Raw genomic sequence first — 13,708 nt, 5'->3', positions numbered from 1 at the left:
CGAAGGTTAAGCAGTTTCGATTAACTCAACACCTGTGAGTGTCCACACAGATTTCTTGTTTTATCTTGTTAAAGAGCGTTGACCACATACCGTTGCCGGCGGGTCTTGCTGATGCTTCATCAGCTCAGGGTCGTGCATTTTACGCATTTCCCGTTTCGCGTCAAGGAGTATTTTCAACTTCTTGCTGCGCTTGAATTAAGTGCTTAAAAGCGACTCAAATTCAACCTAACTCATCAGCTGGCTTTCGCTGTCTGCCGTGTCAGTGGATGCGCATTATAGGGAGATTGAGAAAGTCCGCAACCCCTATTTTTAAGATAATTGTCATTTTCTCACTGTTCGTTGGATATTTGACCTGACCCGCTAGTTTTTAACCTTTATAATGCTAAAAACCACTCAATTAGGGACTTTTCTATGTCAGGGCCACTCAGAACTTACCAAGGTATTCATCCTCAATTAGGCAATAACGTATATGTAGATGAAGCTTCGGTGCTTGTTGGCGATATTGCGTTAGATACTGATGCCAGTATTTGGCCTATGGTGGCGGCGCGTGGTGATGTTAACCATATTCGTATTGGTAAGCGCTCGAACGTACAAGACGGTAGCATATTGCATGTAACGCGTAAGTCAGCTGCTCGTCCCGATGGTCATCCACTGATTATTGGTGATGATGTGACTATTGGTCACAAGGCTATGCTTCACGGTTGCAAAGTCGGTAATCGAGTATTAGTAGGCATGGGTGCGATTATTCTCGACGGTGCGATTTTAGAAGATGATGTGATCTTAGGTGCGGGTTCTTTAGTGCCACCGGGCAAGGTATTACAGAGTGGCTATTTATATGTAGGCAGCCCAGTTAAGCAGGCTCGCCCATTAACGCCAGCCGAAATTGCCTTTTTGCCAGAATCTGCCGACAACTATGTCAGACTGAAAAACGAATACTTAGTTGAGTTACAAAACATCTAATCACTTATAGCTAATCTCTTATAGTTAGTCGCTTAGTGTCACTATAGCTATATAAGAAAGGCGGTAGAGACTCATTGAGTCTCTACCGCCTTTTGCTATTCGCTGATTCAGAAAACTATCTAAGTTCGATAAGTTTAGCCTAAGTGTACAGCCCCAAAATCATCAAACTCTTCGGCTTCAATTAAATCTTCCGCCATTTCTTCGGCATCAAATCTCACCGCATCAAACAATGCCAGCATAGCAGCGGCTTCATTGGCACACGGCTGTTCAGAGAAATCATTCAGCTCGGCTAACTTATTCACACTGATATAGCACTTAATGTTCATCCCCTGTGACTGCGCGATAAAGCAGACTCGCTTGTGGGCGTCGTCCCAATATTGCAGTTCGGGGAAAAGAATACTTTGATTCATGCTTCCTACTTAGGCTCGGCCATTAGTTTATCCCTCAAAAGATTTAATACCACTTGAGTGTCGGGCTCGATACCTCGCCATAGGGTAAAACTCTTAGCCGCTTGGCCGACTAACATGCCGAGCCCATCAATAACCTTAGCTGCACCTTGAGATAGCGCCCATTGGTTAAACGCGGTGACCGAGGCGCCATACATCATGTCATAACAAACAGTTTGGGTGGTGATGATATGCGCTGGCAAAGTTGGCAACTCGCCCGCAAGACTCGCCGAGGTTGAATTGATGATGACATCGAACTCGCCCATAAGCTCATTCATTTCTACGGCGGTGACTCTATTTGCGAAAGCACCGTTATCCACCGAAGTAAAGATATCGACCAGAAGCTGTGCCTTAGTGTGAGTGCGATTACTGATGATCATCTGCGCAATTCCCGCATTTAATAACGGCAGAATACAACCGCGCGCCGCACCACCAGCACCAATAAGTAACACGCGCTTATCTTGCAGGCTGCCTAAGTTAGCGATGAGATCGGCCACCAGCCCTAAACCATCGGTGTTATCACCGCGAATAGTGCCATCGGCCAATAAACTTAAGGTGTTTACCGCGCCAGCAAGCTTGGCCTCTGGGCTGAGACTGTCACACAACGCAAAAGCTTGCTCCTTAAAAGGCACTGTCACATTCGCGCCCTTGCCGCCCGCATTGAAAAACGCCGTCAGTGAGGCTTCAAAACCATCGACCGGAGCAAGAATGGCTTCATAGGTTAATAACTCTTGGGTGGGCGCGGCAAATTGTCCATGAATGAACGGCGATTTACTGTGGCTAATTGGATTGCCAAACACTGCGTATCTGTCTGTCATAGCGATATGAAATTTTAGGTTCAATGGCTTTGCAGTCTACCGTGCTTTTGAGCCCACGCAAGACGAATTATGCTCAACTGAATTTCACGCTAGGTTTCACGCTATAATGCGCCATCGGCTCAATACACTCTATTTAGTGAACGACTATTCCAATGAACTGGCTTAAAAAGATTTTTAGTAAACACACTCCGCCGCAGGATGATCGCGATCCGAGCCAATCTAACGCTTACGACTTAATCGGCGGCGAAAAAGTGATCCGCGCTATCACCAAATGTTTTTATCAGAAGATGGCAAACTCAACAGAAACGACAACACTGCTTGCCATTCATAGAGCGCCCATTGCGGAATCAGAGCAGAAGTTGTTTGAATTTTTAAGTGGTTGGCTCGGCGGGCCGCAGCTCTATCAGCAGAAATATGGTCATCCCGCATTGCGAGCACGACACATGCATTTCGCCGTCGATGAGGCGATGCGGGATCAATGGCTGTTTTGTATGAAATTTGCGATTGAAGAAAACATTAATAAGCCAGAGCATCGAGCCGCCATCTTTGAGGCGATTTCAACTCTGGCCGATCATATGCGTAATCAATAAAGTGGATGTTGTATCCACTTCATAAGATTACTGGCTAAACCCAGTCGCGGGGTTTGAGGTAGTTATCGTACAAATCTGCCTCTGGGCTTCCCGCCTCTGGTGTATAAGCATATTGCCAACGCACTAATGGCGGCATCGACATTAAGATAGACTCGGTACGGCCGCCCGTCTGCAGACCAAATAAAGTGCCTCTGTCGTAGACTAAGTTGAACTCAACATAACGACCACGACGATAGAGTTGGAACTGACGCTCACGCTCACCGAACTCAGTATCTTTACGACGCTCAACAATCGGCGCATAGGCCGTTAAGAAGCCATTACCTACAGCTTGCATAAAGCTAAAGCTTTGCTCGAATCCGTCTTGATTCAAGTCATCGAAAAACAATCCACCCACGCCGCGGGTTTCATTACGGTGCGGCAGGAAGAAATACTCATCGCACCATTTCTTATACTTGGGATAAACCTCATCCCCGAAAGGCGCGCAAATATCCTTAGAAGTCTGGTGCCACTCGCGCATATCTTCCTCGAAAGGATAATAAGGCGTTAAATCAAAGCCACCGCCAAACCACCACACAGGATCGGCACCCTCTTTTTGAGCGATAAAGAAACGCACATTGGCATGAGTCGTTGGGATATAAGGATTATTAGGATGAATCACTAAAGAAACGCCCATAGCTTCAAAACTACGGCCCGCTAACTCAGGGCGATGCGCCGTAGCCGACGCAGGCATAGCTGCGCCAGTCACATGGGAAAAGTTAACCCCAGCTTGCTCGAACACTGCACCTTGGGTTAATACTCGGCTCGTACCACCACCACCTTCAGCGCGAGTCCATGAATCGGCGGCGAACGTGGCTTGGCCATCCAGCGCCTGTAAACCAGCACAAATTCGGTTTTGTAGATCGATTAAAAACGCTTTTACCACTGCAACATCAGGCACACTCATCTTGTTATCCTTATTATTAGTTTGCTCATTGTCCATTTCGTAAAATCTTACCGCTTCGCGCATCGATAATGGTCGAGGGCTGACGTTGCTCACCGAGTTCACCTAATACGAGTGCATCAATTTTACCTGTAAAATCTGCGAGAATTTCATCGGCAGTTAATGCTGGATCTTCACCCGCAAGGTTAGCGCTAGTCGACACTAAAGGTTTATTGAGCGCGCGGCACAGGGCTTGCACCCCAGTATGGGCTGATACTCGCACTGCAATAGAGTCAAATTCACCACAGAGGTATTTTGAAACCTGCGCTTTGATTGGCATTACAAAGGTAAAAGGCCCCGGCCACTTGGAAAATGCAAACTCGAGCTGCTCAGCCGTTAATTGTGATTCATCAACATAAGCTAAAAGCTGCTGAAAATCACTGGCGACTAAGATCAGTCCCTTTTGCCATGGGCGCTGTTTTACCGCCAATAACTTTTGGATAGCAGTGTCGTTATCAGGGTCACAACCTAGGCCATAAACCGCCTCGGTTGGATAAGCGATAACACCACCGTTAAGCACAATATCTTTTATGTCAGATGGGTGCAGCTGCAACATCTTAGGATCACCTTTTGAGTATTGTCGATTTCAACAATCAAATTATTGGATAAATTCGAATACTGACCGCCCCATCAGCGGTCAGCCGAGGATTATACGCAAGCCACTTTCATCGGCCAAATATTAAGATGCAGGTCACACAATAAACTAAAGTGGTCTTTTGTATTTACAGCTTTTTTGCGGGCATTCTAAACGCATCCCAGCCGCACCTTTACGCTCGACCAAGATCCCAAAACCACAACTCGGGCAAGCTTCAGCAACCGGAGGATAATTCACAATAAACTTGCACTTAGGGTAAGCACTACAGGCATAAAAACTCTTTCCGAAGCGACTCGTTCTGTGCTCAAGCTTACCCGCTTTGCATTCAGGGCAAGGAATTTCAGGCTTATCACTCGCTTGATCCTGTTTTTCAATATGCGTGCAGCTAGGATATTGAGTACACCCAATAAAGATCCCAAAGCGCCCTGACTTTACCGCCAGTTCGTGACCGCATTCAGGGCATACAGAACCTTCAATCACTTGAGTTTCAATAGATTCGTGCTGCACTAAGGGTCGAGTGTAATTACAGCTAGGGTAATTATTACAGCCAATAAAACCACCGTGCTTACTGTGTTTGACCGATAACTCGCTGCCACATTCAGGACAAAGTTCGTATTCTTTTTCCAGTGCGTGTTCGTGGGCACTAAATAATTGTTCATCAATCTTAGACATAATCATTCACCACCTGTCGTAGCGCATTAGGATATCAAGCGCAGTGCCATCAAGGAATTTATGGCATCAAAAAAGGAGGTCTTAGCCTCCTTTCTCTCATAATTCATCTTTCACAACAATTAAGAATGCAGTCGGCCTTCGGGCTGTTCGAAGATCAAATCTTCCATTTGCTCATAAGCGGACTCATGGCCAGGAGCATTAAACAGCACCATTAAGATAACCCATTTGAGATCTTCTAAAATCAGGGTTGGTTCATCCAACTCCATCACTCTATCGATCACCATTTCACGGGTTTCGACATTCAGCACTTTAACTTGCTCTAAAAACAACAAGAAACCGCGGGATTCTACATCTAGCTTGTCCATTTCGTCCTTCGTATAGATACGAAACGAATGCTGATCGTGATTACAAAGATAAGGTTTATCCCCTTCTTGTAATTCAGCTAAGCGCTCTAACCAAGTTAACGCTTTTAAAATCTCGGATTGATGAAATCCGGCACGAGTGAGTTCCTTGGTTAACTCGTCTTCATCAACTAGTAGTTCAACTTCACTGTGAACATAGTTTTCAAATAGATACATGAGGATATCAAACATGGCTAGCTCCTCTTTACTCTGACGTAACCACCGGGTACTGCTATTACCCAACCTTGCAACTCAAGTTCAAGCATTTGTTCTAACACCAGATCTATCGTTTTTCCACTATGTTCAACGACTGCATCAATTGATGTAGTTTCATAACCTACACTAGCTAACAGAGACGAAAATGGCAAATTACAAATCTCGCCTTGCTGTATATGGTGGCATAACTTCAATTCTTCAAGGTGGAAAGCGGTTAAACTTGCCAACTCTTCCACTATATCGGCAGCGGTTTCCACAAGCTTTGCTCCATCACGTAATAAATCATGACAGCCTTGATGGTAACCACCTAAGATTGAGCCCGGAACGGCAAACACCTCACGCCCTTGTTCCATCGCCAACCTAGCAGTGATTAAAGAGCCGCTTTTGCGACAGGCTTCAACCACAAGAGTACCTAAAGATAGACCGCTAATAATGCGATTTCGTTTCGGGAAATTACCCGCAAAGGGACCAGTATCGGGCCAAAACTCGCTAAGTATACAGCCTTGCCGCTGAATATCATGATAAAGCTGTCGATGTTTTCGTGGATAAATGATCTCTATGCCCGTTCCTAGTACGGCAATAGTGCGCCCTTGATGGTCAACACAGGCTTTATGGGCCGCCCCATCAATCCCCATCGCCATGCCACTACAGATACCAAATCCCATTGAGGACATCTCAGCAGCCAGTTGGTAAGCGACCTGCAATCCGCCAGGAGAAGCATTACGACTGCCAACAATCGCAAGATAAGGAAGGGCTAACGCCTCTAAGCAACCTTTAACGAACAGGACGGCGGGCGGATCTGAGAGTTGTTTTAATAATGGGGGATAAAGCGGATCAGAGAAACAAAGCAGATGATGATCGGCGGCTTGCTGTTGCCATTCGAGGGCGACATCCACTTTTTGATAATCAATAACAAGGTTATGGAGCAGATGATCAGATAAAGGTAGCGCTTGTCTCTCATGCTCTAACCTTTGTCTGAGGTCGTCCACTTCCATGTGCGTTAATAATTGTTGGATCCGAGCGGGTCCTAGCCCAGATACAGCACAAACAACTAACCAATCGACCAAATTTTCAGAGATTATAGACCTCTTAAGGCTAAAGATTCAGGGGCGATTAACTTATCGTCGACACGAACAGGCCGCTCGGTGGAGACAATCAAACCTAAGCTCGCCTTATCAAACACTTTAAACACTAACAACTTACCATGATAAACATCCGGCATCTTAACTGCACGATCCGAAGAGACTGACGCCATTAGGTTATCATAGGCAGTACGTTCAATTGCAGGAACCGGCATACCGTCATTGTTGATAACAATAACCTCACCATCACGGTAAATAGAAAATACCACCCCAGGCTCGACGCCATCCTGAGTGCCTTTATCTAAGTACACGACATTCAACTTACCCGCTTCACGCAAATTTGATTCTGTTGCTAATACTAAAGCCGGTATCTTTAATTCCGCAGGTTTAGGAGTAAAGTAAGCTGACATCAAGGAATCACTTTCCATCGGCAATACTCTGAAGCCCGCTTTGGTTTCGCGAAAGCTCGTTAGCAACTTAATTTTTGAAACCTTACCAGACTCAATCACTTGCCCAGTAGACGACAAAATGGCTTCTTGTCCTAACGCTTCGCCTGACTCTTTATTGAAAAACTCGCGACCGCGTTCGTAAATACCATATTTTTGGTTTATTGGCAGTTCAGCATCAATATAAATCACATCACCCACAATATGGTGACGCGATGGACTTTCACCTGCCAGCACCATAGGTTGCTCAGTAAGCCAGTGAGTCTCGACGACCCGATTCTGCACTAAATATTGTTCAATCAAGGCTAAATCAACGGCTGGAATAGCATTACTCTTAGCAATGACACGTCCCTCGGGACTCTTTCTTACATGGGGTTTAGCACTATCGACAGTAGCACCATTACGCACAAGGCGGGGCTGACCATCAATAAATACCAGAGTGAGTTGATCGCCAGGGTAAATAAGGTGGGGGTTAGCAATCTGTGGATTTACATCCCAAAGACTCGGCCATTTCCATGGGTCATTCAGAAACGCGGCGGAGATATCCCAAAGAGTATCGCCCTTTTTCACTACATATGACTCAGGATGCCCCGCCTTAAGCGTCAGGGTATCTGCGGCAACAAACGTGCAATTGAATGTCATTAACGCGAGTAAAATTAACCGTTTCATGGGTATTTCCATGTTGTTTAACTCTTAGTTTGAGCTTTTACTGTTATTGGTAGGCACTAAAGATTAAAATTAACTCATTAGCATCAGTCAGTATAACTAACTGGCAGAGATTTGACAGACTTGTTAAGAGTTTATGTATGACACTATTAAAAGTATTACAATTCCCTGACGAAAGATTACGAACACAAGCCACACCCATCACAGAGTTTAATGCCGAGCTGCAGACTCAAATTGATGATATGTTCGAAACCATGTACCAAGAAAAAGGTATCGGTCTGGCCGCGACCCAAGTTGATTACCATAAACAACTTATTGTCATGGACTTACAGGATGAAGTCGAACGACCCAAAGTGTTTATAAACCCCGAAATTATCGCCAGCAGCGGTGACTTCTGCAATGAAGAAGGTTGCCTGTCGGTTCCGGGGATTTACGCCAAAGTCGATCGCGCCGAATTTGTCACGGTAAAAGCCTTAGACAGGCACGGTAACGAATTTATAGTTGAGGCCGATGAGTTATTTGCCATTTGTATTCAACACGAAATGGATCACCTCAAAGGCAAATTGTTTGTCGATTATTTGTCGCCGCTAAAACGTCAGCGGATCAAACAAAAACTTGAAAAAGCGGCCCGATTGGACGCCAAAGAAGCATAGGATCAGATTTGAAACCACTCAACATCATCTTTGCCGGAACACCGGATTTTGCCGCTCGCCACTTACAAGCACTGTTAAACTCACACCACAATGTGATTGGCGTTTACACTCAGCCCGATAGACCCGCTGGCCGCGGCAAGAAACTGACCGCCAGCCCAGTAAAAGAACTCGCTATCGCCAATAGTATTCCAGTGTTTCAACCCGGCTCATTACGTAAAGAACCCGCGCAACAAGAACTTGCCGCACTCAACGCCGATATCATGGTGGTCGTAGCCTACGGTCTGATCTTGCCAAAAGTCGTGTTAGATACACCGCGTTTAGGTTGTATTAACGTTCATGGTTCTATTTTGCCACGCTGGCGTGGTGCCGCACCGATCCAACGCGCACTTTGGGCCGGCGACAAAGAAACCGGCGTAACCGTTATGCAGATGGATGTGGGTTTAGATACTGGTGACATGCTGCTTAAAACCTATCTGCCGATCGAAGATAACGACACGTCAGCCAGCCTTTACGAGAAACTGGCAGAACAAGGTCCCGTTGCCCTATTGCAAGCACTCGAGGGTTTAGCAAACGGTACCTTAGCCGCTGAAAAACAAGATGAAGCCTTAGCGAACTACGCAGAAAAACTCAGTAAAGAAGAAGCCAGACTCGATTGGAATAAATCTGCCAAACAACTCTGGCAAGAAGTCCGCGCCTTTAATCCTTGGCCTGTGAGTTACTTTGAGCACCAAGGTAACACTATTAAAGTGTGGCAAACCCAAGTCAGCGAAACCACCAGCACAGCTGCTCCGGGCACTATTATCAGCGCCAGCAAAAAAGGCATCGACGTCGCCACCGCTGATGGTGTGTTAACCCTGCAGAGTATGCAGCTTCCGGGGAAAAAGCCACTCAATGTTGCCGATATTCTCAATGCTCGAGGTGAATGGTTTAGCCCGAATACTCGCCTCGCAAACGAGGCACAATAATCATGAACTTGCGCGCGCTAGCTGCGAAAGCCATCTTCGAAGTATTAGAAAAAGGCGTGTCGCTGTCAGTGGCATTGCCTGATCAACAAAAGCATCTTGCCAGCGGCAAAGATAAAGCCCTACTCGCCGAGCTCTGTTACGGCGTGATGCGCACTCTGCCGCAAATAGAAAAACGCATCAGTGAATGCCTAGAGAAACCACTTAAAGGCAAACAAAGGATTATCCACCAGCTCCTGATCGTAGGTTGCTATCAACTTTACTTCACTCGCATTCCAAGCCACGCCGCGATTTCAGAAACCGCCGAAGCCTGTCGCCAGTTAAAATTTGAAGGCATGGTCAAGGTCGTTAATGGTGTACTGCGCAACATTCAGCGCCAGCTATCGCCGCTAAGCACAGAATCAGATACCTTAAGCTATAACACACCCGCTTGGTTAATTAAGCGCTTAAAAGAAGCCTATCCCGAGCAGTGGCAAGACATCATTCAACAAAGCCATGAACGCCCGCCCATGTGGCTGCGTAACAATCGCTTATCCCAGAGCCGTGCCGAATACCTCGCTGCCCTAGCCGAAATCGACATTGAAGCGAGCGAAGGCAGCAGTGCCGATGCCATTCTCCTAGCGCATCCAAAGGATGTCGCCACACTGCCACACTTTCATGAAGGTGCAGCATCAGTACAAGATGGCGCGGCACAATGGGCGGCGACCTTACTAGCCCCGCAAGCGAATGAATTAATACTCGATGCCTGCGCGGCACCCGGTGGAAAAAGTTGTCACTTACTCGAACTTGAGCCGAGTATCAAATTAGTCGCTGTTGATTTTGATGCCAAACGCCTCGAGCGTGTGCAACAGAACCTTGACCGCTTATCATTAAAAGCGGAGCTTATCCATGGTGATGCGGCCAACATAGACTCATGGTGGCAAGGCGGACAATTTGATCGTATCTTACTGGACGCGCCTTGCTCAGCCACAGGAGTGATCCGCCGCCATCCCGATATTAAATGGTTGCGAAAAAACCATGACATCGAAGAGTTGGCTGAACTACAACAGCAAATTCTCGATCATTGCTGGAAGTGGCTAAAACCCGGTGGCACGCTTCTTTATGCCACTTGTTCGATTTTACCGCAGGAAAACCGCGACCAGATCAGTGCGTTTTTAGATAGAACGGTAGATGCTAAGCTAGACACACTTACCCAGCAAAATTCGCCACAGGATATAGGTTGGCAAATCACGCCAGGACAAGACAATATGGATGGGTTTTATTATGCCCGTTTATTGAAAGCGACTGATTAGGAAGTAAGCAAGGCCATGAAAATTATCATATTAGGTGCGGGGCAAGTTGGGGGAACCTTGGCCGAAAATTTGGTGGGTGAGAACAATGACATCACCATTGTCGATTATGACAAATCCAGATTACGCGCCCTGCAAGATAAATATGACCTTCGCGTCGTAGCGGGCCATGCCGCTCACCCTGATGTTCTCAGAGAAGCAGGCGCAGAAGATGCCGACATGCTTATCGCTGTAACCAATAGTGATGAATGTAATATGGCTGCCTGCCAGATTGCCTATACCCTCTTTGGTACGCCGACTAAAATTGCCCGTATCCGCTCAGAACCCTATTTGGCGATGCGCGATAAACTCTTTATCGACAGTGAAACCAAAAATAGCGACGGTCGCCCCCGCGGCGGCTTCGTAATCGATGAATTAATCGCCCCTGAACAGTTAGTGACCGCTTACATCCAGCGACTCGTAGAATATCCAGGCGCATTACAAGTGCTTGAATTTGCCGAAGGCCGCTTGAGCCTAGTGGCTGTTCGAGCCTATTACGGCGGCCCACTGGTGGGGAATGCATTAGCGGCACTTCGCGAGCATATGCCCAATATTGATACCCGGGTCGCGGCGATCTTCCGCCAAGGCCGCGCTATTATGCCTCGCGGAACAACCATTATCGAAGCCGATGATGAAGTCTTCTTCGTTGCAGACAGTCGCCACATTCGCGCTGTCATGAGCGAAATGCAAAAGCTCGATAACTCCTACCGCAACATTATGATCGCCGGTGGCGGTAACATAGGCTTAGGTTTAGCAAAACGCCTTGAGCGCACCCACTCGGTCAAACTGATTGAGCATAAATTAGAACGTGCAGAAGCCTTATCGGAGCAGCTGGAAAATACCACAGTGTTCTGCGGTGATGCCTCAGATCAAGAATTACTGCTCGAAGAACACATAGACCAAACTGACGTATTTATTGCGGTCACCAATGACGACGAAGCCAATATTATGTCCGCCCTGCTAGCAAAACGTATGGGCGCGAAAAAGGTCATGGTGCTTATTCAACGCGAAGCCTATGTGGATATAGTGCAAGAAGCCAACATCGATATTGCTATCTCACCACAACAAGCGACGATTTCGGCACTATTAACTCATATTCGTCAGGGTGATATCTGTAACGTTTACTCTCTACGTCGTGGGGCGGCCGAGGCAATTGAAGCCATTGCCCACGGAGATGCCAGCACTTCTAAAGTCGTTGGCAAAGCCATTGGTGATATTAAGTTGCCACCGGGGACAACGATTGGCGCCATTGTCCGCAATGATGAAGTGCTGATGGCCCACGACAAAACCGTGATAGAGCAAGGAGATCATGTGATCTTGTTCTTAGTGAATAAAAAGTTTGTCGGCGAAGTCGAGAAGCTTTTCCAACCAAGTGCTTTCTTCTTCTAAGAACCTTAGTAAGCCAACTTATGCTGAACTTTAGACCGCTATTGTTTATTTTAGGGCTGTTTTTGTCCATGCTGACAGCTTTCATGCTGATCCCACTGCTCCTCGCCGCATACAAAGGTGAGGAAACCGTGGGCTCTTTTATGGTGTCGGCATTAGTCACAGGCATTAGCTCAAGCCTTTGTTTACACAATGGCCAGAGCAAAAGCATTAACCTCAATATCCGCGATATGTTCCTGCTAACCAGCCTAACGTGGTTAATCGTAAGCCTATTCGCGGCCATGCCATTTACCCTTTATCACGGTATTGGTTATACCGACGCCTTCTTTGAAACCATGTCCGGCATCACGACCACAGGTTCTACTGTACTCTCAGGGTTGGATACTATGGATCACAGTATCTTAATCTGGCGCTCTTTATTGCAATGGCTAGGTGGGATTGGTTTTATCGTAATGGCGGTGGCGATTCTGCCCTTCTTAAACGTTGGCGGGATGCGGCTATTCCGCACTGAATCATCCGATTGGAGCGATAAAGCAGTGCCTCGCACCCAAAGCATGGCTAAGTATTTATTCTTTATATATATTTTACTAACGAGTATCTGCTGTGTTGCCTATCATCAGGCAGGAATGACTTGGTTTCAGGCCATCAATCATGCAATGACCACCCTCTCGACTGGTGGCTACTCGACCTCAGATAGCTCAATGGCGGCGTTCTCCAACTCTGCACACTGGGTTGGGATTTTCTTTATGGCAGCAGGTGGCTTGCCACTACTCATGTTTGTACAAACCATACAGCAAAGGGATCTACGGATTTGGAACGATGCTCAGGTCAAAGGCTTCTTATTTTTCCTCACATTTGTATCTTGTTCTATTGGCTTCTGGCTGTGGCAAACCCGTGACATTGAGCTTCTAGATGCACTGCGTTTATCCAGCTTTAACGTGGTATCGGTAGTCACCACTACAGGTTATGGCTTAACGGACTACGGTGCTTGGGGCGCCTTTGCCAATATCGCCTTCCTGTTTTTAATGTTTGTCGGTAGTTGCTCTGGCTCAACTTCAGGCGGGATTAAGATCTTCCGTTTTCAAATTGCTGGGGCCATTATGCGCGAGCAATTGAAACAGCAATGTCACCCAAACGGTATCTTTAGGGAACGTTACAACAACCGCATCATCAGTGATGATATCGTGCGCTCTCTGATCACTTTCGTACTGCTGTTTGTGATGGTGATTGTGGGCTTGTCAGTGATTTTAGTGCTCACGGGTCTCGATCCTATGACCAGTTTCACTGGCGCGATTACGGCAGTCACTAACGTGGGCCCTGGTTTAGGCCCGATTATTGGACCTGTAGGTAACTTCTCAACGCTACCCGATGTCGCTAAATGGGCGTTATCACTCGGCATGCTCCTCGGTCGTTTAGAAATCTTAACCGTGGCGGTGTTGTTCCACCCGAGTTTCTGGAAGTACTAATTCAGTAGAGCTTGAATACTAAAAAGGCGCTTAACTTGTTAA

At 46.7% G+C, this 13,708-nt stretch carries 15 protein-coding genes; 7 read left to right on the top strand and 8 right to left on the bottom strand.

The features are described from left to right. The first annotated feature begins 411 nt into the window (after positions 1 to 411). The gene (locus GWI56_RS18370; protein ID WP_168827558.1) at positions 412 to 960 is read left to right on the top strand and encodes a gamma carbonic anhydrase family protein; all 549 of its coding nucleotides are present in this window, start codon (positions 412 to 414) and stop codon (positions 958 to 960) included. A 134-nt stretch (positions 961 to 1,094) separates the two neighbouring features. Here the strand turns inward: GWI56_RS18370 and GWI56_RS18365 are convergent, their stop codons facing one another. Together GWI56_RS18365 and aroE are read right to left on the bottom strand one after the other, a co-directional pair. Next, positions 1,095 to 1,370 carry a DUF1488 domain-containing protein gene (locus GWI56_RS18365; protein ID WP_198573735.1) on the bottom strand — a complete coding sequence of 92 codons (276 nt, stop codon included), beginning with the start codon at positions 1,368 to 1,370 and terminating at the stop codon, positions 1,095 to 1,097. Positions 1,371 to 1,375: 5 nt separating this feature from the next. Next, on the bottom strand, positions 1,376 to 2,224 hold the full coding sequence (aroE, locus tag GWI56_RS18360) for a shikimate dehydrogenase (protein WP_198573736.1): 849 nt from the start codon (positions 2,222 to 2,224) through the stop codon (positions 1,376 to 1,378). A gap of 152 nt (positions 2,225 to 2,376) precedes the next feature. Here aroE and GWI56_RS18355 point away from each other — a divergent pair, with 152 nt between their 5' ends. Next, positions 2,377 to 2,814, top strand: a complete 438-nt coding sequence (locus GWI56_RS18355) for a group II truncated hemoglobin (RefSeq protein ID WP_198573734.1) — start codon at positions 2,377 to 2,379, stop codon at positions 2,812 to 2,814. A gap of 34 nt (positions 2,815 to 2,848) precedes the next feature. Here the strand turns inward: GWI56_RS18355 and hemF are convergent, their stop codons facing one another. The 6 genes from hemF to GWI56_RS18325 all read right to left on the bottom strand — a co-directional run bounded on the left by hemF (position 2,849) and on the right by GWI56_RS18325 (position 7,886). After that, entirely contained in the window at positions 2,849 to 3,757 is a 909-nt protein-coding gene (hemF, locus tag GWI56_RS18350; RefSeq protein ID WP_198573733.1) for an oxygen-dependent coproporphyrinogen oxidase, read from the bottom strand. Between the two features lie 25 nt (positions 3,758 to 3,782). Continuing rightward, on the bottom strand, positions 3,783 to 4,349 hold the full coding sequence (locus GWI56_RS18345; protein ID WP_105250832.1) for an L-threonylcarbamoyladenylate synthase: 567 nt from the start codon (positions 4,347 to 4,349) through the stop codon (positions 3,783 to 3,785). A 147-nt stretch (positions 4,350 to 4,496) separates the two neighbouring features. Continuing rightward, positions 4,497 to 5,060 (bottom strand): topoisomerase DNA-binding C4 zinc finger domain-containing protein, encoded by a 564-nt coding sequence (locus GWI56_RS18340; RefSeq protein ID WP_173248520.1) that lies wholly within the window; start codon positions 5,058 to 5,060, stop codon positions 4,497 to 4,499. 119 nt (positions 5,061 to 5,179) lie between these two features. Next, a complete protein-coding gene (locus GWI56_RS18335; protein WP_006083793.1) occupies positions 5,180 to 5,653 on the bottom strand; it encodes a DUF494 family protein in 474 nt (157 codons plus the stop codon). Between the two features lie 2 nt (positions 5,654 to 5,655). Beyond that, on the bottom strand, positions 5,656 to 6,672 hold the full coding sequence (gene dprA, locus GWI56_RS18330) for a DNA-processing protein DprA (RefSeq protein ID WP_198573732.1): 1,017 nt from the start codon (positions 6,670 to 6,672) through the stop codon (positions 5,656 to 5,658). An 83-nt stretch (positions 6,673 to 6,755) separates the two neighbouring features. Continuing rightward, entirely contained in the window at positions 6,756 to 7,886 is a 1,131-nt protein-coding gene (locus GWI56_RS18325) for a LysM domain-containing protein (RefSeq protein ID WP_131524499.1), read from the bottom strand. Positions 7,887 to 8,011: 125 nt separating this feature from the next. Here GWI56_RS18325 and def point away from each other — a divergent pair, with 125 nt between their 5' ends. Genes def through GWI56_RS18300 form a run of 5 tightly spaced genes read left to right on the top strand, consistent with a single transcriptional unit; the run spans position 8,012 to position 13,666 of the window. Next, a complete protein-coding gene (gene def, locus GWI56_RS18320) occupies positions 8,012 to 8,524 on the top strand; it encodes a peptide deformylase (protein ID WP_206766142.1) in 513 nt (170 codons plus the stop codon). An 8-nt stretch (positions 8,525 to 8,532) separates the two neighbouring features. Beyond that, on the top strand, positions 8,533 to 9,489 hold the full coding sequence (fmt, locus tag GWI56_RS18315) for a methionyl-tRNA formyltransferase (RefSeq protein ID WP_198573731.1): 957 nt from the start codon (positions 8,533 to 8,535) through the stop codon (positions 9,487 to 9,489). A 2-nt stretch (positions 9,490 to 9,491) separates the two neighbouring features. Further along, a complete protein-coding gene (gene rsmB / locus GWI56_RS18310; RefSeq protein WP_198573730.1) occupies positions 9,492 to 10,778 on the top strand; it encodes a 16S rRNA (cytosine(967)-C(5))-methyltransferase RsmB in 1,287 nt (428 codons plus the stop codon). A 15-nt stretch (positions 10,779 to 10,793) separates the two neighbouring features. After that, positions 10,794 to 12,203: a Trk system potassium transporter TrkA gene (gene trkA / locus GWI56_RS18305; RefSeq protein WP_105250826.1), complete on the top strand. Its 1,410-nt coding sequence runs from the start codon at positions 10,794 to 10,796 to the stop codon at positions 12,201 to 12,203. Between the two features lie 20 nt (positions 12,204 to 12,223). Next, positions 12,224 to 13,666: a TrkH family potassium uptake protein gene (locus GWI56_RS18300; protein ID WP_198573729.1), complete on the top strand. Its 1,443-nt coding sequence runs from the start codon at positions 12,224 to 12,226 to the stop codon at positions 13,664 to 13,666. Positions 13,667 to 13,708: the final 42 nt, after the last annotated feature.

Origin of the sequence: Shewanella sp. DW31 (genome assembly GCF_015767295.1) — a bacterium.
Lineage (GTDB): Bacteria > Pseudomonadota > Gammaproteobacteria > Enterobacterales > Shewanellaceae > Shewanella > Shewanella oncorhynchi.
The sequence above is the reverse complement of the archived record's forward strand: the minus strand, read 5'-3'. Positions and strand labels throughout refer to the sequence as shown.